At 66.1% G+C, this 26,350-nt stretch carries 23 protein-coding genes; 17 read left to right on the forward strand and 6 right to left on the reverse strand.

Annotation, left to right across the window (positions count from 1 at the left end):
- The first annotated feature begins 28 nt into the window (after positions 1-28).
- From ABCR88_RS12480 to ABCR88_RS12490, 3 genes are read left to right on the forward strand one after another with little or no spacing between them, the layout of a single operon-like run.
- Positions 29-685 (forward strand): amino acid ABC transporter permease, encoded by a 657-nt coding sequence (locus ABCR88_RS12480; protein ID WP_011060581.1) that lies wholly within the window; start codon positions 29-31, stop codon positions 683-685.
- Positions 682-1,428: an amino acid ABC transporter ATP-binding protein gene (locus ABCR88_RS12485; RefSeq protein WP_011060582.1), complete on the forward strand. Its 747-nt coding sequence runs from the start codon at positions 682-684 to the stop codon at positions 1,426-1,428. The genes ABCR88_RS12480 and ABCR88_RS12485 overlap by 4 nt, the downstream gene beginning before the upstream one ends.
- Positions 1,425-2,714 (forward strand): FAD-binding oxidoreductase, encoded by a 1,290-nt coding sequence (locus tag ABCR88_RS12490; RefSeq protein ID WP_350404661.1) that lies wholly within the window; start codon positions 1,425-1,427, stop codon positions 2,712-2,714. Before ABCR88_RS12485 ends, ABCR88_RS12490 begins: the two co-directional genes overlap by 4 nt.
- Here the strand turns inward: ABCR88_RS12490 and ABCR88_RS12495 are convergent, their stop codons facing one another.
- Positions 2,715-3,389 (reverse strand): histidine phosphatase family protein, encoded by a 675-nt coding sequence (locus ABCR88_RS12495; protein ID WP_169894142.1) that lies wholly within the window; start codon positions 3,387-3,389, stop codon positions 2,715-2,717.
- A gap of 227 nt (positions 3,390-3,616) precedes the next feature.
- On the opposite strand from ABCR88_RS12495, the gene ABCR88_RS12500 reads away from it, so the two are divergent.
- From ABCR88_RS12500 to ABCR88_RS12530, 7 genes are all read left to right on the forward strand, one after another.
- Complete coding sequence (locus ABCR88_RS12500; protein ID WP_011060585.1) at positions 3,617-4,321, forward strand: glutathione binding-like protein; 705 nt, start codon at positions 3,617-3,619, stop codon at positions 4,319-4,321.
- A 217-nt stretch (positions 4,322-4,538) separates the two neighbouring features.
- Positions 4,539-5,441 (forward strand): PhzF family phenazine biosynthesis protein, encoded by a 903-nt coding sequence (locus ABCR88_RS12505; protein ID WP_350404663.1) that lies wholly within the window; start codon positions 4,539-4,541, stop codon positions 5,439-5,441.
- Positions 5,438-6,034 (forward strand): hypothetical protein, encoded by a 597-nt coding sequence (locus ABCR88_RS12510; protein WP_325985846.1) that lies wholly within the window; start codon positions 5,438-5,440, stop codon positions 6,032-6,034. The genes ABCR88_RS12505 and ABCR88_RS12510 overlap by 4 nt, the downstream gene beginning before the upstream one ends.
- 286 nt (positions 6,035-6,320) lie before the next feature.
- The gene (gene hemB, locus ABCR88_RS12515; RefSeq protein WP_015635078.1) at positions 6,321-7,295 is read left to right on the forward strand and encodes a porphobilinogen synthase; all 975 of its coding nucleotides are present in this window, start codon (positions 6,321-6,323) and stop codon (positions 7,293-7,295) included.
- Between the two features lie 110 nt (positions 7,296-7,405).
- Positions 7,406-7,927 carry a sigma-70 family RNA polymerase sigma factor gene (locus ABCR88_RS12520; RefSeq protein ID WP_015635079.1) on the forward strand — a complete coding sequence of 174 codons (522 nt, stop codon included), beginning with the start codon at positions 7,406-7,408 and terminating at the stop codon, positions 7,925-7,927.
- Positions 7,924-8,895: a FecR family protein gene (locus ABCR88_RS12525; RefSeq protein WP_350023927.1), complete on the forward strand. Its 972-nt coding sequence runs from the start codon at positions 7,924-7,926 to the stop codon at positions 8,893-8,895. The genes ABCR88_RS12520 and ABCR88_RS12525 overlap by 4 nt, the downstream gene beginning before the upstream one ends.
- 102 nt (positions 8,896-8,997) lie before the next feature.
- Positions 8,998-11,472, forward strand: coding sequence for a TonB-dependent siderophore receptor (locus tag ABCR88_RS12530; RefSeq protein WP_350404665.1), 2,475 nt, complete (start codon positions 8,998-9,000; stop codon positions 11,470-11,472).
- A gap of 39 nt (positions 11,473-11,511) precedes the next feature.
- Here ABCR88_RS12530 and ABCR88_RS12535 read toward each other — a convergent pair whose 3' ends face one another.
- Entirely contained in the window at positions 11,512-12,417 is a 906-nt protein-coding gene (locus ABCR88_RS12535) for a LysR family transcriptional regulator (RefSeq protein WP_350404666.1), read from the reverse strand.
- A 161-nt stretch (positions 12,418-12,578) separates the two neighbouring features.
- On the opposite strand from ABCR88_RS12535, the gene ABCR88_RS12540 reads away from it, so the two are divergent.
- Positions 12,579-13,436: an SDR family NAD(P)-dependent oxidoreductase gene (locus ABCR88_RS12540; protein ID WP_015635082.1), complete on the forward strand. Its 858-nt coding sequence runs from the start codon at positions 12,579-12,581 to the stop codon at positions 13,434-13,436.
- On the opposite strand, the gene ABCR88_RS12545 is transcribed toward ABCR88_RS12540, so the two are convergent.
- A complete protein-coding gene (locus ABCR88_RS12545; protein WP_169894140.1) occupies positions 13,423-14,973 on the reverse strand; it encodes an FAD-dependent oxidoreductase in 1,551 nt (516 codons plus the stop codon). The genes ABCR88_RS12540 and ABCR88_RS12545 overlap by 14 nt on opposite strands.
- 51 nt (positions 14,974-15,024) lie before the next feature.
- Positions 15,025-15,639 carry a LysE family translocator gene (locus ABCR88_RS12550; RefSeq protein WP_011060595.1) on the reverse strand — a complete coding sequence of 205 codons (615 nt, stop codon included), beginning with the start codon at positions 15,637-15,639 and terminating at the stop codon, positions 15,025-15,027.
- A gap of 332 nt (positions 15,640-15,971) precedes the next feature.
- On the opposite strand from ABCR88_RS12550, the gene ABCR88_RS12555 reads away from it, so the two are divergent.
- Together ABCR88_RS12555 and ABCR88_RS12560 are read left to right on the forward strand one after the other, a co-directional pair.
- Positions 15,972-17,063 (forward strand): DUF1615 domain-containing protein, encoded by a 1,092-nt coding sequence (locus ABCR88_RS12555; protein WP_041117316.1) that lies wholly within the window; start codon positions 15,972-15,974, stop codon positions 17,061-17,063.
- 416 nt (positions 17,064-17,479) lie between these two features.
- The gene (locus ABCR88_RS12560) at positions 17,480-18,022 is read left to right on the forward strand and encodes an ATP phosphoribosyltransferase regulatory subunit (RefSeq protein ID WP_041117318.1); all 543 of its coding nucleotides are present in this window, start codon (positions 17,480-17,482) and stop codon (positions 18,020-18,022) included.
- A gap of 103 nt (positions 18,023-18,125) precedes the next feature.
- Here the strand turns inward: ABCR88_RS12560 and ABCR88_RS12565 are convergent, their stop codons facing one another.
- Entirely contained in the window at positions 18,126-18,923 is a 798-nt protein-coding gene (locus ABCR88_RS12565; protein ID WP_169894150.1) for a DUF4349 domain-containing protein, read from the reverse strand.
- 197 nt (positions 18,924-19,120) lie between these two features.
- Here ABCR88_RS12565 and ABCR88_RS12570 point away from each other — a divergent pair, with 197 nt between their 5' ends.
- Positions 19,121-19,540 (forward strand): PaaI family thioesterase, encoded by a 420-nt coding sequence (locus tag ABCR88_RS12570; RefSeq protein WP_262213408.1) that lies wholly within the window; start codon positions 19,121-19,123, stop codon positions 19,538-19,540.
- A 116-nt stretch (positions 19,541-19,656) separates the two neighbouring features.
- On the opposite strand, the gene rtcR is transcribed toward ABCR88_RS12570, so the two are convergent.
- The gene (gene rtcR / locus ABCR88_RS12575) at positions 19,657-21,249 is read right to left on the reverse strand and encodes an RNA repair transcriptional activator RtcR (RefSeq protein WP_350404667.1); all 1,593 of its coding nucleotides are present in this window, start codon (positions 21,247-21,249) and stop codon (positions 19,657-19,659) included.
- A gap of 204 nt (positions 21,250-21,453) precedes the next feature.
- On the opposite strand from rtcR, the gene ABCR88_RS12580 reads away from it, so the two are divergent.
- The 3 genes from ABCR88_RS12580 to ABCR88_RS12590 all read left to right on the forward strand — a co-directional run bounded on the left by ABCR88_RS12580 (position 21,454) and on the right by ABCR88_RS12590 (position 26,345).
- A complete protein-coding gene (locus ABCR88_RS12580; RefSeq protein WP_053157624.1) occupies positions 21,454-22,998 on the forward strand; it encodes an RNA-binding protein in 1,545 nt (514 codons plus the stop codon).
- Positions 22,999-23,770: 772 nt separating this feature from the next.
- Positions 23,771-24,997: an RtcB family protein gene (locus tag ABCR88_RS12585; protein WP_350023932.1), complete on the forward strand. Its 1,227-nt coding sequence runs from the start codon at positions 23,771-23,773 to the stop codon at positions 24,995-24,997.
- 4 nt (positions 24,998-25,001) lie between these two features.
- Positions 25,002-26,345, forward strand: coding sequence for a hypothetical protein (locus tag ABCR88_RS12590; protein WP_015635089.1), 1,344 nt, complete (start codon positions 25,002-25,004; stop codon positions 26,343-26,345).
- Positions 26,346-26,350: the final 5 nt, after the last annotated feature.

Here is a 26,350-nt window from a genome sequence, read left to right on the forward strand (position 1 = left end):
CTTTCCTGCTGATTAAACGGGTCTCTCCATGTTTCTCCAGAACGCTCTGGACTTCCTGCCCATTCTGTTGAAAGGCGCAGTGGTCACCCTGCAGGTCACCGTTGGCTCCTTCGTGCTCAGCTCGCTGATCGGCCTGGTCTTCGCCTTGATGATGGTGTCCAAGGTGCGCTCGGTGGCGTTGTTCGCCATCGGCGTGGTCAACGTCATTCGCGGGCTGCCGATCATCGTCCAGCTGTTTTACATCTACTTCGTGCTGCCGGATTTCGGCATCCAGCTCACCGCCATGCAGGCCGGGGTGATCGGCCTGGGCATCGCCTACTCGGCGTACCAGGCGGAAAACTTCCGCGCCGGTATCCAGGCCATCCACCAGGGGCAGATCGAGGCCGCCGAATCCATCGGCATGCGCGGGCCGATGATCATGCGCCGGGTGGTGCTGCCCCAGGCCCTGCGCATCGCCTTGCCGCCCTATGGCAACACCCTGGTGATGATGCTCAAGGACTCGTCCCTGGTGTCCACCATCACCGTGGCCGAGATGACCCGGGCCGGGCAGCTGATCGCTTCCTCGACCTTCGAGAACATGACCGTCTACACCCTGGTGGCCTTGCTCTACCTGGCCCTGAGCCTGCCGCTGTCCTTTGCCCTGCGCCGCCTGGAAGCGCGCATCAGCACCCGGAGAAAGCCATGATCCAGATCAAGGGCGTACACAAGAGCTTTGGCAACGTGGCGGTGCTCGAAGGCATCGACCTACAGGTGCACAGCGGTGAAGTGGTGTGCCTGATCGGGCCCTCGGGGTCCGGCAAGTCGACCCTGCTGCGCTGCATCAACGGCCTGGAAAGCTACGAGCAGGGCGACATCCTGGTGAGCGGGGCGCGGGTCGACCGGCAGGCCAAGAGCATCCATGAACTGCGTACCCGGGTGGCCATGGTGTTCCAGCGCTTCAACCTGTTTCCCCATCGCACGGCCTTGCAGAACGTCACCGAGGGGCCGATCTACGTCAAGAAACAGGACCCCCGGCAAGCACGCCTGCGGGCCGAGGCGCTGCTGGAAAAGGTCGGCCTGGCCCATCGCATGCACGCCTACCCGGACGAGCTCTCCGGCGGCCAGCAGCAACGGGTGGCCATTGCCCGGGCACTGGCCATGGACCCGGAGGCGATTCTCTTCGACGAACCGACTTCGGCGCTGGACCCGGAACTGGTGGGCGAGGTGCTGGCGGTGATGCGCAAGCTGGCCGACGAGGGCATGACCATGATCGTGGTCACCCATGAAATGGGCTTTGCCCAGGACGTGGCAGACCAGGTGTGCTTCCTCCACAGCGGGCGCATCGTCGAGGCCGGCCCGGCCCGAACCGTGCTCAGTACCCCGAGCCACCCGCGCACCCAGGACTTCCTGCGGCGCTTGCTCAACCAGGGCGCGGAGGTGCAGGCATGAGCGCATCCGAGCCCCTGCGCATGCCGCCCTCGCTGTGGGCGGCCACGGCCATGCCGGCCGAGCACACCCCGGCACTGGCCGAGGACCGGGAGGTCGATGTGGCGATTGTCGGCGCCGGCTACACCGGGTTGGTGAGCGCCCTGCGCCTGGCCCAGAGCGGTGCCAGCGTCTGTGTGCTGGATGCCGGCGAGCCCGGCTGGGGCGCCTCCGGGCGCAACGGTGGGCAGGTGATCCCCGGGCTCAAGTTCGACCCCGAGCAACTGCTGGCCAAGTTCGGCCCGGTACAGGGCGAGGCGCTGGTCGATGCCGTGGGTGGCGCGGCCGATGAAGTGTTCGAGCTGATCAAGGAACACGGCATTCGCTGCGACGCCACCCGCAAGGGCTGGATCCAGCCGGCGTTTTCCGGCGCGGCGATGCACACCCTGGAGCAGCGCGCCGAGCAGTGGCGCCAGCGCGGCGTAGCCGTGGAGTTGCTGGACAAGGCAGCGGTGAGCCAGCGCATCGGCAGCCCGCAGTACCTGGGCGGCTGGGTCGACCCGCGGGCCGGCAGCCTGCACCCGCTGAACTACGCCCGGGGCCTGGCCCGGGTGGCGATGGGGCTGGGGGCGAGCATTCACGGCCAGAGCCGGGTCCGGCAGCTGCAGCGCGATGGCGGGCGCTGGACCCTGGAAACCGACTGTGGTGCGCGGGTACGCGCCCCGAAGGTACTGCTGGCCACCAATGGCTACACCGACGACTTGTGGCCGGGGTTGCGCCAAACGGTGATCGCCGCCAACAGTTTCATCATCGCCACCCGGCCGCTGCCTGCCGAGCTGCGCCAAAGCATCCTGCCGGGCGGCGAGGTGTGTTCCGATGCCCGGCGCCTGCTGCTGTATTTCAAGCAGGACGCCCAGGGGCGCCTGCTGCTGGGTGGGCGCGGGCCGTTTTCCGAGCCGCGCCGGGATGCCGACTGGAACCACCTGGAGCGTTCGTTGCTGAACCTGTTTCCGCAATTGGCGGGGGTCCCCATCGAGTATCGCTGGAGCGGGCGCGTGGCCCTGACCCCGAGTTTTCTGCCGCAGTTGCACGAGCCGGCGCCGGGGCTGTCGATCCTGCTGGGCTACAACGGGCGCGGCATTGCCTTGTCGACCCTGCTGGGCAGGCACCTGGCGGCGCGGCTGACGGGAGCGGGGCAGGGTTTTCCTTTCCCGGTCACGCCGTTGCGGCCGATTCCGCTGCACGGCCTGCAACGCCTCTACCTGGGGGCGGGGATTGCCTGGTACCGGTTGCTCGACGCCCTGGGCTGATCAGCTCGGGCAATCCTGCTCGCCGCCGTCCAGGCCCTGTTTGTAGCTCTGGCTGTGCAGGCTGGCCTTGCCGTTGCGCCAGGTCAGGGTCAGCACGTACAGCGAGTCGAAGTCGCTGGAGGCCCAGTCTTCGGTGATCGGCTGCCGTTCGCCCACGGCTTCTTCGGCGACCTTGTTGATCAGCTCCGGCAGGTAGCCGTGGGACCAGGCGGTGTAGATGATCGAGTTGTGGTAGCGGTCATGCAGCAGCTCGTCCGCCAGGTCGCTGGTGTCATTGGCGGCAAAATCGATGTTCACCGGCAGGCCGAGCTTGATGGCGCTGGGGCTGATGGTCATCAGCGGGCGGATGTAGCTGTAGGAGTTGTCCAGCTCGCCTTCCTCGACGTTGCGCGTGGGGTCGGCGGCGAACACGTACTGCGCCTTGCCGAATTTCTCCGGCAGCAGCGAGGCCAGGTCGATGGCCCGGTTCAGGCCCTGGCAGTTGAGCTGCCCGAGGCCGCCGGCGGGCTTTTCCGCGTGGCGCAGGAACACCAGGGTCTGGGTGCCGTCCACCGGTTGCGCGCGGCTGGCGCTGGATTCCAGGGACAGGCACAGGGCGCCGCCCAGCAACAGGGCCGGCAACGGCAGGTAGCGGCGGTGCTTGAAGTGGCGGGCAAGGCGGCGGGGCAGGTTCATGGTGCGGTCATTCTTCAAGTGCGATGCGTGAGGCTGACAAACCCGTGTTCCCTGTCGTTGCTCATGGCCTGATCAGGCCGCTGCTTATGAGTCCCTGAACGGCTTTTGGTTCGATTGCAGGCAGCTTAAGCGCTGCATGTTGCCGATTTAAGAAAACCCGGCGGATAATTCCCCGCCGTTGCCCATCCGTGGCGCCGCCCCCCTTTGATTGAGACTGGAAGCCTGTCATGAGCGATCTTTCCGCCTTTGCCGTCACCCAGAAATGGCCTGCGCAATTCCCTGAGTGGATTCAGTTGTATTCCTTGCCGACCCCCAACGGGGTCAAGGTCTCGATCATGCTCGAAGAGATCGGCCTGCCCTATGAGGCGCACCGGGTCAGCTTCGAGACCCAGGACCAGATGACCCCGGAGTTCCTCAGTGTCAGCCCGAACAACAAGATCCCGGCGATTCTCGACCCCCACGGCCCGGGGGACCAGCCGCTGGCGCTGTTCGAGTCGGGGGCGATCCTGATCTACCTGGCGGACAAGAGCGGGCAACTGCTGGCCCAGGAGTCGGCGGCGCGTTATGAAACCATCCAGTGGCTGATGTTCCAGATGGGCGGCATCGGCCCGATGTTCGGGCAGGTGGGGTTCTTCAACAAGTTTGCCGGCAGGGAGTACGAGGACAAGCGGCCGCTGGAGCGCTATGTGAATGAGGCCAAGCGTCTGCTGGGGGTGCTGGACAAGCACCTGGGAGGGCGCGAGTGGATCATGGGCGAGCGCTATACCATTGCCGATATCGCGACCTTTCCGTGGATTCGCAATCTGATCGGGTTCTATGAGGCGGGTGAATTGGTGGGCATCGACAACTTCCCCGAGGTCAAGCGAGTGCTGGCCAAATTCGTGGCGCGCCCGGCGGTGATCCGCGGGTTGGAGATTCCCAAGGTTTCTTGACGCACGCACGCCCTGTAGCCGCTGCCGCAGGCTGCGCACGAGCGCGCAGCGGTGGCGGCGATCCCAAGAATGCCAGGGGTGTGTCTGGGGGCGCCCAGTCAGGGCCTGGGTACCGAACGCAGCCCGCTCTTTCGCAGCCTCGCCCTGGCTCGGCAGCGGCTACAGCCAACGTTGTGCCTCATAACGCTGGGCCTTATTAAGAAACAGGAATTTTTGCATGCCCCCCTTAAGTTTCAAGCAAGTCGATGTCTTCAGCTCGACTCCCCTCAAAGGCAACCCCTTGGCCGTGGTATTCAACGCCGACGAGCTCAGCACCGAGCGCATGGCCACCTTCGCCAACTGGACCAACCTCAGCGAAACCACCTTTCTGCTCCAGCCCCGCGATCCCCGGGCCGACTACCGCCTGCGGATCTTCACCACCACCCAGGAATTGCCCTTCGCCGGTCACCCGACCCTGGGCAGTTGCCACGCCTGGCTCGAAGCCGGCGGCGTGCCCCGGGGCGAGGAGATCATCCAGGAGTGCGAAGTGGGCCTGGTGCGCATCCGCCGCCAGGGCGATCAGTTGGCCTTTCTCGCGCCGCCGCTGCTCAAGGCCGGCCCGGTGGATCCCCAGGTGCTGGAGCAGGTGTGCCGTGGCCTGAACCTTACGCCCGGGGACATCGTGCAGGCGCAGTGGGTCGACAACGGCGCCGGCTGGCTGGCGGTGATGCTCGGCGAACGCCAGCAGGTGCTGGACCTGCAACCGGACTACCCGGCGCTGATCGGTCTGGCGGTCGGGGTGATCGCGCCCTGTGACCCCGAGCGTGATGACAGCGACGCGCAGTTCGAGGTACGGGCCTTTATCGCCGGTGATGGCATGCCCGAAGACCCGGCCACCGGCAGCCTCAATGCCGGCATCGCCCAGTGGTTGCTGGGCGCCGGGCTGGCACCGGCGCGCTACCGCGTCAGCCAGGGCCTGAGCATGGGCCGGGCAGGGCGGATTGACGTGGAACAGATCGGCGATGAAATCTGGATCGGCGGCACGGTGCGCACCTGCATTGATGGACACCTGCGGCTTCTCCAAGCCAGTGAGCAAACGTGCGGGAATACACCTTCGCCCACTGGACCGAGGCATCCATGAGCGCGCTGGCACCTGGCGATTTTGCAGGCACCGCCACGCACAGGCCGGCACGGCGCTTGTGCGCCTGGGCCCAGGTTGTGTCCTGGAAGGGCTGGATGCTGCGGGCAGGCCTGCTGGGTTTGCTGGCGCTTGATCCACTGCTTTGCATTGCACAAACCACGGCGGTCAAACAACCGCCCGGCCCGGCAACCTTGCCTGGTAATACACCGGGGAGCGAATCCGCGGCATCCGCCAGCGTGGCGCCCACGCCAGGGGGCAAGGGCGTGGCGGTGAATGCCACGTGCAACCTGCCGGTCAAGCCATCGGCCGGCAAAGTCGTGGAGATATATTGGACCCAGGGCCCGGAAAATCGTCGCGTTGTGGGCCGCGAGGCTGACCATTACGTCGATCTCAATCTGATCGTTCGAACTGTGGGTTACCGGCCTGGCGAGTGCATCGAAGCGACGATTCAGTCCGAAAACGCTGCCGATGAAATTGCCGACAGGATCAAGAAAATCGTGCTCAGGGGAAAGGTTGACGATACCGGCATGGCCTACTTCAAAACGCCTCTGAAGGACTACACCCTCAATTTGCAGGGCAGTGAGCCGCCGTAGTGTGCACACCCGTGCGGGAGCCAGGAGCTGCTGCAAGCGGCCAACCGCCGGATTTGTCGCACGCAGGTTTTTCAATGGCGGCTGCCGCTGTTGCGTCAGATGGTCGCAGGCTGGCCGCGTCGAGTGGCCGATACCCCCTGGATCGCGGGGCCTTAAGGGCATTGTTACGGCTTGGGCAAGACTCTCTTGAGCTGTGCGGGTTTGTACCGGGGCGGCGGTGGGCATAAGCTTTCAGCCTTTTTTCGCCATAGCTCGTGTTGTTTCGCGCTCAGCCTTAGGAAAAATCATGTCCAGCCAGTTCCCAGAAGCCCGTCCGCGTCGCCTGCGTCGCTCCGAACAACTGCGCAGCCTGTTCCAGGAAACCGAATTCACCCTCAACGACCTGGTGCTGCCGATATTCGTCGAGGAGGAAATCGACGATTTCGTGCCGATCAAGAGCATGCCCGGGGTGATGCGCATTCCCGAATCCAGGCTGGCCGGCGAGATCGAGCGTTACGCCCGCGCCGGGATCAAGTCGGTGATGACCTTCGGCGTCTCCCACCACCTGGACTGCGACGGCAGCGACACCTGGAAGGAAAACGGCCTGGTGTCGCGCATGTCGCGCATCGCCAAGGATGCGGTGCCGGAGATGATCGTGATGTCCGACACCTGCTTCTGCGAATACACCGATCACGGCCACTGTGGCGTGATGCATGGCCATGAAGTGGACAACGACCAGACCCTGCTCAACCTCGGCAAGCAGGCGGTGGCTGCGGCCCGTGCCGGCGCCGATGTGATCGCGCCGTCGGCGGCCATGGACGGTCAGGTCCAGGCCATCCGCCGCGCCCTGGATGCCGCCGGCTTCACCCAGACGCCGATCATGGCCTATTCCACCAAGTTCGCCTCGGCGCTCTATGGCCCGTTCCGTGAAGCCGGCGGCAGCGCGCTCAAGGGCGATCGCAAGAGCTACCAGATGAACCCGATGAACCGCCGCGAAGCGGTGCGCGAGTCCTTGCTGGACGAGCAGGAAGGCGCCGACTCGCTGATGGTCAAGCCCGCCGGGGCCTACCTGGACATCATCCGCGACATCCGCGAGGCCTCGCGCCTGCCGGTGGCGGCGTACCAGGTCAGCGGCGAGTACGCGATGATCAAGTTCGGCGCCCAGGCCGGCGCCATCGACGAGCAGCGAGTGGTGCGCGAAACCCTGGGTTCGATCAAGCGCGCCGGCGCCGATCTGATCTTCACCTACTTCGCCATGGACCTGGCCCTGGCCGGGATCTGATCAGGCCCCGCAGTACTGCCACGAACGTCGCCCGGCGTTCGTGGCTATTGCCAAGACTTCCGCCTCTACATGACAATGCGATTCATTATCAAATATGAATCCTTACTGTCATGCCCGCCGACGACTTATCCCTGCGCTGTGCCGTCACCGACCTCTACACCCATCACCATGGCTGGCTGCAGGGCTGGTTGCGCCAGCGCCTGGGCAACGCCTTCGATGCCGCCGACCTGGCCCAGGACACCTTCGTGCGGGTGCTCAAGGCGCGCAACGCAGTGGAGATCCGTGAGCCGCGGCCCTACCTGTCGCGCATTGCCCGGGGCCTGCTGATCGATCTGTTTCGCCGGCGTTCCCTGGAGCAGGCCTACCTCGAAGCCCTGGCCCTGGTGCCCGAAGGCGAGCACCCGTCGCCGGAGGAGCAGAGCGTGCTGTTCCAGGCGCTGATGGAAATCGACCGGCTGCTGGATGGCCTGGGGCCCAAGGTGAAACAGGCTTTCCTGCTGTCCCAGTGCGACGGCCTGACCTACGAGCAGATCGCCGAGCGCCTGCAGATTTCCGTGCGCAGCGTGAGCAACTACATGGCCAAGGCCATGGAGCATTGCTGCCTGATGCAGATGCGGATGCAGCTGTCATGAGTTTCGCCGGCCTGCAACTGAGCGTCGGCGAGCGCCAGGCCATCAGCGGCGCGGCACGCTGGTACGCGCAATTGCGCTCCGGCAGCGCCAGCGAGCAGGAGCAGGCCGCCTGGCGCGAATGGCTGGCCGCCGACCCCTTGCACCGCCAGGCGTGGGAGCGCATGCAGCAACTGGGCGAACAGATGTCGGCGCTGCCCGGCGGCCTGGCCGGTTCCACCTTGCGCGGGGCAGGGCGCTCGCGCCGCGAGCTGATGCGCAACCTGGTGGTGCTGGCCTCGGCCGGTTCCCTGGGCTGGCTGGGCTGGCGCAGCGACAGTGCCCAGCAACTGCTGGCCGATTATCGGACCCAGATCGGCGAGCGCCGGCAAGTGCGCCTGGCGGACGGCACTTCGCTGCTGCTCAACACCAACACCTCGATCAACGTGCAGTTCGACAGCCAGCAACGCAAGGTGCAGCTGTTGTGGGGCGAGATGCTGGTCAGCACCGCTGCCGATCCCTTGCAGCGGCCGTTCCGGGTCTTCACCCGGGACGCCGAGGTGCTGGCCCTGGGCACTCGCTTCGTGCTGCGCAGCGATGAGCGCGAGGAGCAGGTGGCGGTGCTGGAGCACGCGGTTCAGGTCAGCCTGGGCGCAGGCCTTGCGCCGCGTCGGGTCGAGGCCGGCCAGCAACTGGCGTTCAGCGCCGGGGGCTTTGCCGCGCTGCGGCCCAACGATGCCGCTATGGGTGCCTGGCGCCAGGGCAGCATCATCGCCATCGACCGGCCCCTGGGGGAATTGCTGGCCGACCTGTCGCGCTACCGCCGCGGGGTTGTGCAGTGCGATCCGCAGATTGCCGGGCTGAAGATCTCCGGGGCCTTCCCCATCGATGACACCGACCGCGCCCTGGCGGCGCTGGAAAGCGGTTTCTCCCTGCAGATCAAGCGCTACACCCGTTACTGGGTACGGGTTTCCGATAGCCGCGTGGGTTGAATCCGCGGGGCGAAAAAAAATTCAAGGGTCTTTGCATGTTTGCCCCTTCTGGTCCGGCTTATCCCCCAGTGGATTCATTTTCGTTAGCGGGGAAGGCAAAGCATGTCTGATGTTCACAAGTCGAAGTTGGCCCAGGCGATCAAGATCGGGCTTTGGGGCGCACTGGCGGTCTACGGTGCGGCACTGCTGCCGTTGACCGCAGTGGCGGCCAGCGAACAGACCGCGGTGCGCCGCTTCGATATTGCCGCCGGTGACCTGACCGAGGTGCTCAGCCGTTACGCCAGCGCTGCCGGCGCGGCAATTTCCTTCGATGCCCGGCAGACCGCCGGCCTGCGTTCGGCGGGGCTCAAGGGTGAATACGGGGTACAGGAAGGCTTTGCGCGGATTCTCGCCGGCAGCGGCTGGCAGGCCGAGCCCCAGAGCAACGGCAGCTTCGTGCTGCGCCCCGTGCCCCAGGGCAGCGGCGCTCTGGAGCTGGGCACCACCCAGGTGCAGGGGCAGGAGCTGGGGGCCACCACCGAGTACTCCGGTTCCTACACCACCGGCGCGGTCACCATCGGCAAGGGCCAGCACTCGCTCAAGGAAACCCCGCAGTCGGTGACCGTGATCACCCGCAAGATGCTCGATGACCAGAACCTCAACACCATTGACCAGGTGATGGAGAAGACCCCGGGCATCACCCTTTACGACTCGCCCATGGGCGGCAAGTATTTCTACTCCCGGGGCTTTCGCATGACCGGCCAGTACCAGTACGACGGCGTGCCCCTGGACATGGGTAGCAGCTACGTGCAGGCCGACAGCTTCAGCAGCGACATGGCCTTCTACGACCGGGTGGAGATCCTGCGCGGCGCTGCCGGCATGCTCAAGGGCGCGGGCGGCACTGCCGGCTCGGTGAACTTCGTGCGCAAGCGCGGCCAGGCCACGCCGCACACCGAACTGACGATGTCCGCCGGCAGCTGGGACAACTACCGGGCCCAGGTGGACACCGGCGGGCCATTGAACGATGCCGGTACCGTCCGCGGCCGGGCGGTGGTGACCCAGCAGACCCGGCAGTACTTCTACGACCTGGGCGAGCGCAAGGACCAGGTCTACTACGGCGCCCTGGATTTCGACCTCAGCGACGCCACCACCCTGGGCCTGGGCATGGCCTATGAAGACGTCGACTCGCGCCCGTGCTGGGGCGGCCTGCCGCGCTACAGCGACGGCAGCGACCTCAAGCTGGGCCGTTCCACCTGCCTGAACACCGCCTGGAACAACTCGCGCAGCAAGCGCGCGACCTATTTCGCCGACCTGCGCCAGCAACTCAACGACGACTGGGCGCTGAAGGTGGCCGGGGTCTACACCCGCAATACCCAGGATATCGAGTACGCCTTCCCCAGCGGTTCGGTGCCGGTGGGGGCCAGCCGTTCCAGCACCCTGATGCTGGGCAGCATCTACGACTACGACCAGGTGGACTACGGCTTCGATGCCTATGTCGACGGGCACTTCCAGGCCTTTGGCCAGGAGCACGAGCTGACCTTCGGCGCCAACGCCAGCCGCTCGATCAAGGACGACTTCTACGCCGTGGCCGGCTTGCCCCAGCGGCAGAATGTGCTGGACCCCGATCACCACCTGCCCAAGCCCGATGACAGCTACTACCAAAGCAACTCCACCCGGGGCGGCCCCACTGATCTGCGAATCCAGCAGCAAGGGTTGTATTCCACTGTGCGCCTGAAGCTGGCCGACCCGCTGACCCTGGTCATGGGCAGCCGGGTCAGTTGGTACAAGTCGCAGAACGATTCGGTGGCCTACTGGCGCGATACGCGCACGCCCAGCAGTGCCCGATCCAAGGAAACCGGCGAGGTCACGCCGTTCGCCGGGGTGCTGTACGACCTCAATGACAACCTCACGGCCTACGCCAGCTACTCCAGCATCTTCACCCCCCAGGGCAGCTATCGGACCCTGGACGGCGCCTCCCTCAAGCCGCTGGTGGGCAAGAGCTACGAGCTGGGGATCAAGGGTGAGTGGTTCGATGGCCGCCTCAACAGCGCCTTCAGCCTGTTCCGCACCATCCAGCAGGACGCGCAGCAGGACGACCCGGCCTGCCCGGACAGCACCTGCTCGCTGAACTCGGGCAAGGTCCGCGCCCAGGGCTTTGAAGCGGAACTCAGCGGTGAGGTGATCGAGCGCCTGCAACTGCTGGCCGGCTACACCTACACCCAGACCAAGACCCTGGAGGACGCCAACAGCGCCAACAACGGCTTGCCGTTCACCACCTATGTGCCGCGCCACCTGCTGCGGGTCTGGGGCGACTACCAGCTGGGCGGTGCCCTGGAGCGCTTCACCGTGGGGGCCGGGGTTAACGCCCAGAGTGACAACTACCGAGTCTCGCCCACCAGCGGCAACCACATCCGCCAGGCCGGCTATGCGATCTGGAACGGCCGCATCGGTTACCGCATCGACGACACCTGGTCCCTGGCGCTGAACGGCAACAACCTGCTGGACAAGCGCTACTACACCACCATCGGCACCGAAGGCTTCGGCAATTTCTACGGTGACCCGCGCAACCTCACCCTGTCGGTCAAGGCCGACTTCTAAGGCCCGGTGGCGGCCGCGCAGGCCTTCTGCACGGCCGCTTCAGGCCCCGGGCCCGGCGTCGAGCAAGACCATAAAACGCTGCAGCTGTGGCGAAGGGTTGTCCCGGTGCCAGTTCATGTACAGCCCGATGCTTGGCCCGGGCTGCGTGCCCATGGCCCGCAGCGGGCGGTAGGCGACGCTGCCCTGCAGCACCGCATCGGCCATCGAGCGGGGCACCAGGGCCACGCCGAAACCGCAGCCCACCAGGCCCAGCTGGGTCTGGACCCGGGCCACTTCCTGGACCACCTTCGGGGTGAACCCGGCCGCGCTGCACAGCGCCATCAACTGGTTGTGGTAGCCGCTGCCCAGGGCCTGGGGCGTGAACACGAAGTCGTCGTTGGCCAGCTCCCGCAGGTCCACCTCTGGCGCCTGGGCCTGGGGGTGGTCGTGGGGCAGGGCGATGACGATCGGCTCATCGAGGATCAGGCGCGAGGCTATCTGCCCTTCGGGCAGCGGCAGCTCACGCATGAACGCCAGGTCGATGTCGCCGCCGAGCAAGCCCTTGAGCTGCTCGGCCGAAGGCAGTTCCCGCAGTTCCAGGCGCACCTCGGGCAAGGCCTGGCGAAAGCCCCGCAGGCTGGCGAGCAAGCTCGGGTAGCCGGCCAGTGACAGGCTACTGACGCGCAGGCTGCCGGCCAGGCCCTGGGCAATATGGCGCGCCTGCTCGATGCCCTGTTCCAGGGTAGCCAGGGTGCGCCGGGCGCTGTGCAGGAAATCCACCCCGGCCGGGGTCAGGGCCACGCCTCGACGATTGCGCCGCAGCAGGCTGAAACCGAGTTTTTCCTCCAGGCGGGCGATGGCCTGGCTCAGGGGCGGCTGGGCCATGTGCAGGCGCGTGGCGGCCTTGTGAAAGTGCAGTTCTTCGGCGACGGCGATGAACTGGCGCAACAGGCGCGTTTCGATCATGGCGATGCTTCCTGGCTGGGGGCTTTGGGACTGTAAACCCCAAGGCTCATGGTTTCACAGCGAATTCATTGATATCAAAAACCTCTCACAGAACCTGGAATTTAGTATTAAGTCGCTGATTTTCATGCTGTTACCCTGGGATTCACACAGGAGGGAAGAGCATGGATTTCAGCGGCAGAACGGCGATTGTCACCGGCGCCGGGCGCGGCCTGGGCTTGAGTTATGCACGGGCTCTGGCCCGTCGTGGTGCCCAGGTGGTGATCAGCGATTGCGGAAGTGACGGCAGCGGCAGTGGGGCGGATGACAGTGTCGCCCATGATGCGGTGCGGGCCTTGCGGGCCAGCGGTGCCAGGGCGCTGGCCGACACCGCCGACCTGGGCACCGAGGCCGGTTGCCAGGGGCTGGTGCAGCGCACCCTGGAGGCCTTTGGCAGCCTGGATATCCTGATTCACAACGCCGGCTGGGTTGGCTACCAGGCACTGGAGCAGACCGACGCCGGGTTTCTCGAGCGCATGCTGGGGATCAACCTGTATGCGCCCATCTGGCTGGCCAGGCATGCCTGGCCCCATCTGCGGCAGTCCGCCGCACCGCGGCTGCTGTTGACCACCTCCGACCGTGCGCTGTACCCGGAATATGCCCAGCCGGGGCTGCTGGCCTACTGCGCGGGCAAGATGGCCCAGGTCGGGATCATGAATGCCCTGGGCCAGGAAGGGGCGGAGCACGGGATCCGGGTCAACGCGGTGTCGCCGGTGGCCAAGACCCGCATGTGGGGCGTCAGCGAGGAGCCGCCGGAACTCAAGCCGGACTGGGTGACGCCGGGGGTGCTTTTTCTGGTCAGCGAGCAGTGCCAGGACAGCGGCTACATCCTGCGGGCCAGCAATGGCCAGTTCAGTGCCTGGCGCCCCCAGGAGGCCCCCGGTGTGGATTACCCCCGGGACCTGAAGCGGATCGCGGCGGCCACGCCGGAGCAGTTCGCCCGGCGCTGGGGGCAGATCAAGCAGCCTTTCATCGGGGCTTGAGGGAGGGGGCGGCGCTCTGCGGGGAGATCTCCCGTTCGCGGAAGTAGCGCTCCAGCACGCGCGGGTCGGCCGAGCGCTCGGCCAGGGCCACGTAGGTGTCCGGGCGCAGCAGGTAGAAGGCGTTGCGCGCCAGCCCCGCGGCGGCATGGGCCGGGCGCCAGTCGAAGGTGCGCAACGGCACCTGGTGCGCGGTGCACCAGTCGCGTAGGGCGTCACTGGTGACGCCGTAGACATGCACCTGCCAGCCCAGGTACTCCAGGCTGTCGAAGTTGTCGTGTTCACCATCGCGCACCCAGGGCAGGCGGTCGCCGCCGTGCACCTGGCCGACGCCGCCGGCGCTCAGGGGCATGCCGCGGTAGTTCAGGGTGATCTGCGACACGGTACGGAAGAGAAACTCCCGGGCGCTGTCGAAGGCGGCGATCTTCGGCAGCAGCAGGGGCGCCAGGCGGGTGCGCGCCAGGTAGGCCACCGGGCCGTCGGCGGTGGCGAAGCTGAACACCCGGTCGGTGGTGGCCACCAGGCGCCGGGCGAACTCCATGCGTTCGGTGGCGTAGGTTTCCAGCAGGCGCTCGGCACTCTTGCCGCTCAGTACCGCTGCCAGTTTCCAGGCCAGGTTGATGGCGTCGCCGATCCCGGTGTTCATGCCCTGGCCGCCGGCCGGGCTGTGCACGTGGGCGGCGTCCCCGAGGAGGAACACCCGGCCGGTGCGAAACTGCTCGGCCACCCGGTGATGCACCTTGTAGGTGGAGAACCAGTTGACCTGGGCCACCTCGACCTTGAGCTGGCGCATGGCGCGCTGGCTGACATCCTCGAAGCGCAGGTTCTCCGGGTGCTCGGCACGCTCGTCGCGCACCGTGCCGATCAGCCGTGCGCGGCCGCTCTGGGCCAGGGGGAACACCGCGAGAAAGTCGGCGTCGTCCAGGTCCACGTGTAACTGGCCGTCGATGCTCGGGCCGCTGGCCTGCACATCCGCGACGTAGAACACCTGCTGGTAGGTGCCGCCAGGAAAGCTGGTGCCCAGGGTCTTGCGCACCGTGGAGCGGGCGCCGTCGCAGCCGGCCAGGTAGAAGGCCTGGCAGTGTTCTTCGCGCCCGTCGGGGCCGCGCAGGCGGGCGTTGATCAGGTGGCCGTGGTCGGTGAAGGCCAGCAGCTCGGTGTTGCGTTCGACCTCCACCCCCTGCAGCGCCAGGCGTTCGATCAGCAGTTGCTCGTGTTCGTCCTGAGGAAAGATCTGCAGGAAGGGGTAGGGCGTCAGGTCTTCGCCGATGGCGTTGAACGGCAGGTGGGCGGCGCGCTCGCCCTTGACCCAGAGGTTCACCGCCGGCACATGGTGGCCGCGCTCGACAATGGCCCGGGTCAGGTCCAGCTGGCGGTACAGCTCAAGGGTTCGCGCCTGCACCGCCAGGGCCCGGGAGGTAGTGCCCGGGCCCGGGGTCTTGTCGATGATCCGCACCTTGACCCCCTGCCGGCGCAGCCAGAGCGCCAGGACCAGGCCGGTGGGGCCGGCGCCGATGATCAGTACGTCGCTGCAATTCATGGGCTTGCCCTCGGTAGACGATCAAGGTCATGCAGGCGGCTGCCGCCGGGCTCAGCGCTGGGCGAAGGCCAGGTTCAGGCCGAGCCCGGCGAAGCTTGCGGCAAAGCTGCGGCGCAGCCAGTTCTGCACCTGGGGCGATTCGATCACCGCGGTGCGGAACAGGTTGGCCAGCAGACCATAGAGCACGAACACGAAGAAGGTCATGGCCATGAACACGCCGCTCAGGAGCAGCATCTGCGGGATCGGGTCGCTGCCGTCATGGGCGATGAACTGGGGCAGGAAGGCCAGGAAGAAGAGGGTCAGCTTGGGGTTGAGGATATTCAGCAGGCAGGCCTTGAGCATCAGCGCGCCGGGGCCATGGCTGACGGCGTTGCTGTCCACGGCGAAGGCCGAGCGGTCGCGCCAGGTGGCGTAGGCCAGGTACAGCAGGTAGGCGACGCCGGCGAACTTCAGGCCCTGGAAGGCCAGGGCGCTGGAGTGCAGGATGGCCGACAGGCCGAGGATCGAGGCCAGCAGGTGCGGGACAATCCCGGCGGTGCAGCCGATGGCGGTGAACAGGCTGGCGCGCTTGCCGGCCACCAGGGCGGTGGAAATGGTCAGGATCACGCCGCTGCCGGGAATCAGCACGACGATCAGGCTGGTGATCAGGAAATCCAGGGTCAACATCCGGGCATCACTCCATTGAGGGCAGGCGCAGGTTCAGGGCTGGGCGCCACACCTAAGTCGGGGGTCATCAAAATACACCCAGCCACACCGCCAATAGAAGGATTCTAGCCTGTAGCCGCTGCTGAGCCCGCGAAGCTGCGCAAAGGTCCGCAGGACCTTGCCTGGCAATCTCCCGCCGATCCCGCAGAGGCCTCAGGATCGCAGCGTCTGCTGCGCAGCCTGCGGCAGCGGCTACAAGGGCCGCGGCGGGAACAGCGCTCGCATTCCTTGGTCGAACGCCCCAGCCGCTGCTTTACTTGCACGGCCCTCGCCCAGCCATCTCGCGGAGCCCCATGATTTCCTCTCGTCTTCTCAGTTGCTTCCTGGGCCTGTCGCTGCTGGCCGGTTGCGCCAGCCAGCGCGGCCCCCAGGCACCAACACTGACCCCCGAACAGACCCAGGCCCGGATCCTGCGCCTGCTACCGGCCCAGGTGGCGGACCGCCCGGGCTGGGCCCGGGACATCCAGGTGGCCTTCAGCGCCCAGGGCCTTGAACCGAGCCAGAGCAACCTGTGCGCGGTGCTGGCGGTGACCGAGCAGGAATCCACCTTCCAGGTCGACCCGACGGTGCCGGGCCTGGGGCGCATTGCCCGGCAAGAGATCGACCGCCGCGCGGCCAAGGTGCATGTGCCGGCGCTGCTGGTCAGTGCCGCCCTGCAAGTGCGCGGCCCGGACGGCCAGTCCTACAGCCAGCGCCTGGCCAGTGCCCGCAGCGAGAAGGAATTGAGTGCGATCTTCGATGACTTCATCGGCATGGTGCCCCTGGGCAAGACCCTGTTCGGCGGCTTCAACCCGGTGCACACCGGTGGGCCGATGCAGGTCAGCATCGAGTTCGCCCAGCAGCATGCCCAGGGCTATCCCTACCCGGTGCAGGACTCCATCCGTCATGAGGTCTTCAGCCGCCGCGGCGGCCTGTATTTCGGCATCGCCCACCTGTTGGGCTACCCGGTGGACTACCCGCAGCCGTTGTACCGTTTCGCCGATTTCAACGCCGGCTGGTACGCCAGCCGCAACGCGGCGTTCCAGAGCGCGGTGAGCCGTGCCAGCGGGATCAGGCTGGCGCTGGATGGCGACCTGATCCGCTACGGCTCGGTCATGCCCGGCAGCACCGAACTGGCGGTGCGCACCCTGGGCAAGCAGCTGGGGCTGCGTAACCCGCAGATCCGCGCCCAGCTGGAGAAGGGCGACCGCCAGGACTTCGAAGAAACCGAGCTGTACCGTCAGGTGTTCGCCCTGGCCGATCGCATGGCGGGCAAGCCCGTACCGCGCCAGCAACTGCCCGGCATCGAACTCAAGAGCCCGAAGATCACCCGCCAACTGACCACTGCCTGGTTCGCCAAACGGGTGGACGAACGCTACCAGCGCTGCCTGCAACGCCCGCTGTAGAGGAGCTGGCTTGCCAGCGAAGGCGGCCGCCAGGGCGATGCAGGGCCTCTTCGCCGGCAAGCCGGCTTCCACAGGGGGCACTGTTGTGCGGGGAGCAGGTGCTTGCTTGTCAGGCCCGGGGGCGGCGTGGCAGGATGCGCCATGAATTTTTTCCAGCTCGTCTCCCGCCCTCATCACCATCGACCTCATCTCCGGGGCCGTGGTCGCTTGTGCGCGTCGAGCCGTCAGTCATCGAGCAATCGCGATCACTGACCTTCGATGAAAAAAAACCAAGGCGCCCCACAAGGCGCCTTTTTTATTGCCTGTCAAAAAACCAGAGGAATGACCCATGACCATGTTACGTGGCACTCGAATGATCACCGGCGAACAAGCCGCCACCCTGCGCACCCTGGAAGGACGCTTCCGGAGCTGGCTTCATCGAAGCGGGCGCTGAAGAAGTCATTGTCCCGGCGCTGTGGGGCCAGGACACCTTTATCGAGAAGGCCGGAGGCAGCGAAGTCATCGGCCAGATGTGGGCCTTCAACGACAAGGCCGGGCGGCCTTGCTGCCTGATCCCGGAAGCCACCGCGCTGTTCCAGGAAACCGCCGGCGAGCTGCTGGCGGGGCGCGAGCAGGCGGCCTTCTTCTACGTTGCCCGCTGCTATCGCTACGAGCGCCCGCAAGCCGGGCGGTATCGAGAGTTCACCCAGTTGGGCCTGGAGATTCTCGGCCCCGATCCGCAGCGCGCCCTGGAGCAGGCGCGGGCGCTGTGCGTGGGCTTTCTCGACGCCTTGGGCCTGGAATACCAGCTCAACCTCGGGGTCAAGCGCGGCCTGACCTACTACCTCAATGGCGAGGGTTTCGAAGTGCGCTGCCCGCGCCTGGGGGCGCAGCAGCAAGTGGTGGGGGCAGGCGCCTATCGCCAGGGTGCCGGCTTCGGCATTGGCCTGGAGCGCCTGCAACTGGCGCTGCAAGCCTGACCGCCTGCGTGCGGTAGGAGCTGGCTTGCCAGCGAAGGCGTTCGCCAGGGCGGTGCAAGGCTTGCGGGCCTCTTCGCCGGCAAGGCGGCTCCTACGGGTGGGGTCAGGGGCGCCGGCGTACGAATTTGCGCCACAGCCAGACCCACAGCAGCACCAGGGGGAAGGCCAGGATCACGAAGGGCAGCACATAGCTGCCTTTCTCCAGGGCCTCGGCGGTGCCGTCGGCCAGGTTATCCAGCAGGTTGCTGAAGGCGCGCTTGAGGCTGGATTCGCGCTGGACGCCGTCGCTGGGCAGGAACTTCAGGGTCAGGAGGTTGGTGTCCAGGCGGCGTTGCTGGCCGGCGGCGGTCTGGGCCAGGGCCTGCAGGTCGTTCTCGATGCCGGCCTGTTCCCGGCTCAGGGCAATCAGGTCGCTGACGCTGATGTCCTTGCGCGCCGCCAGTTCGTCCAGGCGCTGCTGCTGGGCCTTGAGCCGCTGCTGCTGGCGCTGCACATCAGCCACGGCATCGGCCAGGTCTTCGGCGCTGGTGATGCGCTCGCCCAGTTCCGCGCCCTGGGAGGCCTGCTGGACGATGGGCTCCACACCGTCCGGAACTATTCGCAGCGTCACCTGGGCGCGGTACTTGCCCTGTTCCAGGCGCAGGATATTGCACGGGCCGAACTGGGCCTTCTCGCAGGCTTCGCGGGTTTGCGCCAGGCGCGGACCGATCTGCGCGGCTGGCAGCGACAGGCTCAGTTCATGCTCATAGGCCAATTGCGCGCCGGCCTTGCCCTGGGCCCCGCCCAAGGCCACGGCGCTGCTGTTGCGGTCGCCGGGAGAGCAGGCGCCGAGGGCCAGGGCGCCGAACAGGGCCAGGGCCAGTCGACGGAATTTTGCAGGGTGATCGTCCTGATGCTGCATGGGGGCTCCTTGAGGGATGAATCGGCGACAGGGTCGCAGGTGCGCATCTTACCGTCGTTCGGGGAAAGACCACGATCCCGGCTTGGCTTATCGGCGACAATTTTCCTGGCTGATGCTGATAGGCGCGGCGCGGGTTCAGGACTACACCTGTGGCAGCCCGGGACGACGGTGTTTCGGCGCAGATCAAGGAGTGCGTCATGCGCGAGTCGGATATCCCGCCAGGCTTTGCCCCTTTGCCCCGCAGCAGCCCGTTGCTGGAACTGGTCGGCCCGGTCTACGGCTGCGGCAGTGGCAGCGAACTGCGCGTCGGCCTGCGGGCCGATGCCCGGCACGCCAACGGCCGGGGCACGGTGCATGGCGGCATCATCGCCACCCTGGCAGACATCGGCATGGGCTACGCCATGGCGTTTTCCAGCGATCCGCCCTTGCCGTTGATCACCGCCAGCATGACCCTCGACTACCTGGGGGCGGTGCAGGTCGGGGAATGGATCGAGGTGCACCTGGAGCATGCCAAGCGTGGCCGGCAGATGGCCTTTGCCACCGTGGTGCTGCGGGTCGGCGAACGGGAAGTGGCCCGGGCCAGCGGCGTCTTCGCCGTCCCAGCCGCAGCCCTGTAGCCGCTGCTGAGCCCGCGAAGCTGCGCAAAGGTCCGCAGGACCTTGCCTGGCGATCTCCCGCCGATCGCGCAGAGGCCCCAGGATCGCGGCGTCTGCTGCACAGCCTGCGGCAGCGGCTACAGCTGTTTCCAATCCAGGCCGAAACGCGCCAGGTATTTGCGCAGGCGGTCGGCGTCGTTGGGGTTGGCCTTGCCCAGGCGTGACACGCCGAACAGCCGGCGCCCCGCCTCCGACAGGCTGTCGGCGCGGCGGCACTCGGCAATCACAGCCTTGAGTTGCAGGCGGTCGAACAGGTCCAGCTGCACATCGTCGCCCAGCAGTTTCTGCAGTTCGTCCTCTTGGTTCTCCTGCCCCCAGGCGTGGCGCAGGCGCTGGATCTCTTCCTCGGCCTGGGCCTGGTCGATGCGCCCGCTGTCGGCCAGGGTGGCCATGCGGGTGATGGACGCCGAAAGCTCGCGGAAGTTTCCCAGCCACGCCGCTTCGCTGGAGCTGGCAAAGGCCAGGTAGCGTCGCCGCGCTTCAAGGTTGAAGCGCACCAGCTGCCCTTGTTCCCGGGCGTGACGCTCCAGCTCGAAATCGATGTTCGGTTCGATGTCTTCGCGGCGCCCCGCCAGCCCCGGCAGGTTGAAGGTCCAGAGGTTGATCCGCGCATACAGGTCTTCGCGGAACAGGCCCTGGGCCACCCGGCCACGCAGGTCGCGGTGGGTGCCGGCGATGATCAGGAAATCGCTCTGCACCTCCTGGTCCGAACCCATGGGAAAGAAGCGCTTCTCCTCGATGGCCTTGAGTAGCATGGCCTGTTCGTCTAGCCCCAGTTCACCGATCTCGTCGAGAAACAGCATGCCGCCATCCGCCGCCCGCAGCAGGCCTTCGCGGGCATTCTGGGCGCCGGTGAAGGCTCCCTTGATATGGCCGAACAGTGCCGACATGGCACCGTCGCCGCGCAGGGTGGCGCAGTTGACCTCGACAAAACGCCCCTGCACCTGATGCCGTCCGCGCTTGAGTTCATAGATGCGCCGGGCCAGGAACGACTTGCCGGCACCGGTTGGGCCGATCAGCAGCATCGGCGCCTTGGAGCGCACCGCGACCCGCTCGATCTGCTCGATGGAGCGGTTGAATGCCGGGTTGCGGGTGGCGATCCCGGACTTGAGGAAGGCCAGGCCTTCCAGGCGCTTGTGGGCGAAGCGTGAGGCGATGCGGTCATAGCGCGACAGGTCGAGGTCGATCAGTGCATGGGTGCCAGTGGCGTGTTCGTCGGGGTCGCGACGCCGGGCCGGCGAGGTCTGGATCAGCCGGGCAGGGAGGTAGCGCGCCTCGGTCAGCAGGAACCAGCAGATCTGCGCCACGTGGGTGCCGGTGGTGATGTGCACCAGGTAGTCCTCGCGCTCGGTGTCGAACGGGTAGGCGCTGGTTAAGTCGTGCAGGGCGCCGTACACCTCCTCGAAATCCCAGGGATTGTTCAGGCCCATGGGGTGCAGGCGCACCTCGGTTTCCGGCGACACCTGGCGCACGTCGTTGGCCACCCGTTCGGCCAGGCTGACATCCCGCGCGTCCAGGCCATGGATCAGTTCCAGGCGGTTGATCAGCACATCCTGCTGCTGGCACAGACCGACCGTGGGCCGCCAATGGCTCCAGCGGTTGGCACCCTTGCCGACACGATCGAGGGTGGAACCGACAAAACCTATGGCGACCGTGGGCTTGTTCGACATGTTTATACCTGGAGATAAAAAACGATAAGTAAAGATATAAAATTATCGAGGTGTTTGTCTTGCCGGATACGTGATGAAAAAGTGATAAAAAATAAAAACGTTATAAATCAATGAGTTGAAAAATAATTTGGTGGAAAATCAAAACCTGGCACAGCGGCTGCAATATCTCTGGCAACGAACAAGACAACAGAGCGAGACGCCAAGATGGCCAACTTCCAGCTGTTCAACACCCAACAGGCAAAAGCGCCAGCGAGCACCACCCTGAACGCTTCCAAGGCCGGGGCCTATGCCTACAACGCCAAGCATCGCCTGGCCCAGCTGGCGGTTACCGGTTGCTTGAACTCGACCTTCTACACCTCGCCTGAAGGCCAGCTGGAAGCGGTGCTGCAACTGGTGAGCGAGCTGGACAGCCGCTTCGTCGCCCAGGCCGCCCGTTACGCTCGCCAGCAAGGCCATATGAAGGACATGCCGGCGCTGCTGCTGGCGGCGCTGACCGCGCAACGTTCGGCCCTGGTGCCGGAGCTGTTCGCCCAGGTGGTGGACAACGGCAAGATGCTGCGCAACTTCGTGCAGATCCTGCGCAGCGGCGTGACCGGGCGCAAATCCCTGGGTTCGCAGCCCAAGCGCCTGGTGCAGAACTGGTTGAACAGCGCCACCGAGCGCCAGCTGTTGCAGGCCTCGATCGGCAACCAGCCGTCCCTGGCGGACGTGGTGAAGATGGTTCACCCCAAGCCAGGCGAGGCCTGGCGTGAAGCCTTCTTTGCCTGGTTGATCGGCAAGCCGGTGGATGTGCAGGCGCTGCCTGAGCTGACCCGGGACCTGCTGGCGTTTCGCAGCGGAGCGACCCGGGAAGTGCCCCAGGTGCCGTTCCAGTTGCTCGGCAACGAGACACTGAGCGCCGAACAATGGGCCGGGCAGGCCCGCAACATGGGCTGGCAGGGGCTGCGCATGAACCTCAATACCCTGGCGCGCCACGGCGCGTTCCAGGTGCCGGGTTGCACCGAGTACGTGGCGGCGCGGCTGGCGGATGCGGGGGAGGTGGCCAAGGCCCGGGTCTATCCGTACCAGTTGCTGGCGGCCTACCGCATGGCCGGTGACGAGGTGCCGCAGGCGGTCCGCGAGGCGCTGCAGGATGCCCTGGAGCTGTCCCTGGCCAACGTGCCGGCGCTGGCGGGCAACGTGGTGGTCTGCCCGGATGTCTCGGGCTCGATGCACAGCCCGGTCACTGGCTATCGACAGGGCGCCACCACCGCGGTGCGCTGCATCGATGTGGCGGCACTGGTGGCGGCCGCGGTGTTGCGCAAGCAGCCGGCGGCGCGGGTCATGCCGTTCGAGCGTGGAGTGGTGAACATCCACCTCAACCCGCGGGACAGCGTGATGAGCAATGCGCAGAAGCTGGCAAACATCGGCGGAGGGGGGACCAACTGCTCGGCGCCCCTGGCGCAGCTGGCCAACGCCAAGAGCCGCGTGGACACGCTGATCCTGGTCTCGGACAACGAGTCGTGGATCGATGCGCGGCGCCACGGCGCCACGGAAACGATGCGCCAGTGGGAGCGGATCCGGGCCATCAACCCGCAGGCGAAGCTGGTGTGCATCGACATGCAGCCCGGGGCCACGACCCAGGCACCGGACCGCGAGGACATCCTCAACGTCGGCGGCTTCAGTGACGCGGTGTTCGATGTGATCGAGCAGTTCACTGCGGGCAATTACGGTGCGCAGCACTGGGTAAAGGCGATCGAGGCGATGTAACGCTGATCGGTAGAGGATGAAACACACCGTGCGCCGGCCAGCCGGCGCACACCACAGATTTTTTGCTCATTGGCCCTGAATGCCGCTGTGACTACATCCAAAGGCGTCTCAGCAACTCTTGTCAGGGCCGGTGACGGCACGAATGCCAGTGGCTGTACATATTGGTTAAGCCGGTTCGAATCCGGCGATCAGTCACTTCTTTTGTCGTGCCACCTTTTTTGCAGTTTTTGCGACGAATGCTGATGGAACTACATCCAAGGTTCGAGATGCGGGTTCGATTCCCGCCGGTGCCGGAAAACGGCGCCGTGGTTCAATGGTCAGAACGCGAGTGCACCGTTTCATCGACTCCTTGTCGTCGCATCTTTTCCCCCCGCCTCGGCGGGATGGCAGCGAATGCCACGGGTACTACATCGTGTCGCGGGTTCGAACCCCGCCAGCCGAAAGGCTGTAGCTCAGTAGGTAGAGCAAATGTGCCTGTTCCCTTGTCGCTGCCCGCAGGCCCGGCCTGCACCGATTGACCCGGCGAATGCCGGTGGAACTACAGGACAGCGAGGTCGCGGGTTCGAGTCCCGTTCACCGCAAGGTGCTAGCTCAGAGGCAGAGCGCGCTGCATGTTCCACCTCCACTTGTCGCCGTCTGCACCGAACACCGCAACTCCGTAGGAGCTGGCTTGCCAGCGAAGAGACCCCCGAGATGGTCTTCTGCGCCCCGGCTCCTGCGCACCCTATTGAACAAGGCCGAATCACCGGCCACAGGAAAAAGAGTCAACGACATGGAACAAAAGACCTACCAACTGCTGGAAGTCGCCAACGGCAAGCCGATCAAGATGTGGACCCAGGGCGTGCCGGTGGAAAACGAAGCCCGCCAGCAATTGATGAACACCGCGAAGATGCCGTTCATCTTCAAGCACCTGGCGGTGATGCCCGACGTGCACCTGGGTAAGGGTTCGACCATCGGTAGCGTGATCCCCACGGTGGGCGCGATCATCCCGGCTGCGGTCGGGGTGGATATCGGCTGCGGAATGATCGCCGCCCGTACTTCGCTGACCGCCTCCGACCTGCCGGATAACCTGGCCGGGCTGCGCAGCGCCATCGAGGCGGCGGTGCCTCACGGTCGTACCTCGCCCCGTAGCGGTCGCGATAAGGGCGCCTGGGGCGACGTGCCACAGCAGACCGATCAAGCCTGGGCTGCGCTGCATCCGCGCTTCAAGGCGATCACCGATAAGTACCCGGCCCTGGCCAACAGTAACAACCGCCAGCACCTGGGAACCCTCGGCGGGGGTAACCACTTCATCGAGGTCTGCCTGGATGAGGCCAACCGGGTCTGGTTCATGCTCCACAGCGGTTCCCGTGGCGTAGGTAACGCCATCGGCAACCTGTTCATTCACCTGGCCCAGGCCGATATGCGCCAGCACATCGCCAACCTGCCGGACCGCGACCTGGCCTATTTCGAGGAAGGCAGCCAGCACTTCAAGGATTACGTGGAGGCGGTGGCCTGGGCCCAGGATTTCGCCCGGCAGAACCGTGAGCTGATGATGCAACTGGTGATCCAGGCCACCCGCAAGGTGATCAGCAAGCCCTTCGAGGTGGCGCTGGAGGCAGTCAACTGCCACCACAACTACGTGCAGAAGGAGCGCCACTTCGGTGAAGAGGTGCTGGTGACCCGCAAGGGGGCGGTGTCGGCGAAGAAGGGCGAGCTGGGGATCATTCCGGGTTCGATGGGAGCCAAGAGCTTCATTGTCCGCGGATTGGGTAACGAGGAGGCGTTCTGCTCCTGCAGCCACGGCGCGGGGCGTACCATGAGTCGCACCAAGGCCAAGAACACCTTCACCCTGGCCGACCAGATCCGCGCGACCGCCCATGTGGAGTGCCGTAAGGACGAAGCGGTGATCGATGAAATCCCGATGGCCTACAAGGACATCGACCAAGTGATGCACGCCCAGCGCGAGCTGGTGGAAGTGCTGCACACCCTGCGTCAGGTGGTGTGCGTTAAGGGGTAGAACAATGGACGACATGGATGCATTGATAGCAACCCCGCCCGGCTGGCAGTACCAGCTGAGCGACTACGAAGCCCGCCGCGTGCGGGAGGTGATGGACGAGTTGGACAGGCACAGCGCCTGGCTGGAGCTGAGCCGCTTTGGCAACGGTTTCGTGCGTCAGGCTGCGGTGCGCGGGCTGGCCGCGCAGCCTTCGGCAGAGGCCCTGGTGGCTTTGCTGGAGCGCCTCAACGACTGGGTGCCCCAGGTTCGCCAGGAGGCCGCCGCGGCGGTCGAGGCCTATTGGGTGCCGGAGCATGCCGGGCTGCTGTTGCAGACCCTGGCACCGCTGCTGGCCCTGGCCGGCAAGCAGCGCGCCGACCACGGCGCGACCCTGGAGCGGGCCAGCGCCGTGTTGCAACTGGCCCAGGTGCGCGACCAGGTGCAAGGGGCCTTTGGCACTTGCCGGGGCAAGGCTGCGCGCTTTGTCTTCGAGCTGTTGCTCAAGGGCGTCGAGGACCGCCCGGCACTGCTGGCCATGGCGCTGCGCCACCCGGAGGTCAGCGTGCGGCAGATGGCGGTGGACGCCTGCGCCGAACTGCCCGATGAGCAGGCGCTGCCCTTGCTGGAAGAGGTGATGCGCAGCTGCGGCGCCAGTGTGCGGGTCAAGGCCCTGCGGCTGCTGCTGTCGCGCCTGGCCGATTGTCGCGAGTATCTGGCGCAGGCCCTGCTCGACCCTTCGGGGGCCTTGCGTTGCCTGGCCCACTGGGCCGCGCCGCGCCATGGGCTGGACCCGCGGGCAGTGCTGCTGGCCCGCTTGCAGCAGCCGGCCCCGGGCAACAAGCGCCAGTGGCTGGGGCTACTGGGGTTGGTCAGGGAGCTGCAGGAGCCACAGGCCGATGCCATGGTGCGCCAGGCCCTGGCTTCGCCGGCGCTGAGCGTGCGCCTGCAGGCCCTGCAAACCCTGGGCGAACGTGGCATGGCCGAGCAACTGGCGGCCCTGGACGATGCCTCGGACAAGGTCTTCGACTGCGCCCTGGGCCTGTTGCGCCAGCAGCCTTGGGCGGTATTCGACGAAGCCCTGGAGCAGCGTCTGGACCAGCATTGGCACGATCTGCCCAAGGCGCGACGCTGGGCCATGCTGGCCCTCAAACCGGGCTGGCGTCAGTTGGAGTACCTGCTGTGGCGCCTGGGGCAGGGCGGCAGTGACGCCGCCTATTGGCGCGAGGCCCTGGCGCGCTGGTGCGACAGCCGCTACGGGATGTTCGACCCGGTGACCCCCAAGCCCCTGCGCGAGGCCATGGTGCAACGCTTGCAGGCGATGGAAGCCGCCGGGGAATTACCCGCCGGTTCGGTCCAGCGGCTGTTGTGAGGAAA

The sequence above is a fragment of the Pseudomonas sp. W17 genome (genome assembly GCF_040268305.1).
Taxonomy (GTDB): Bacteria; Pseudomonadota; Gammaproteobacteria; order Pseudomonadales; family Pseudomonadaceae; genus Aquipseudomonas; species Aquipseudomonas protegens.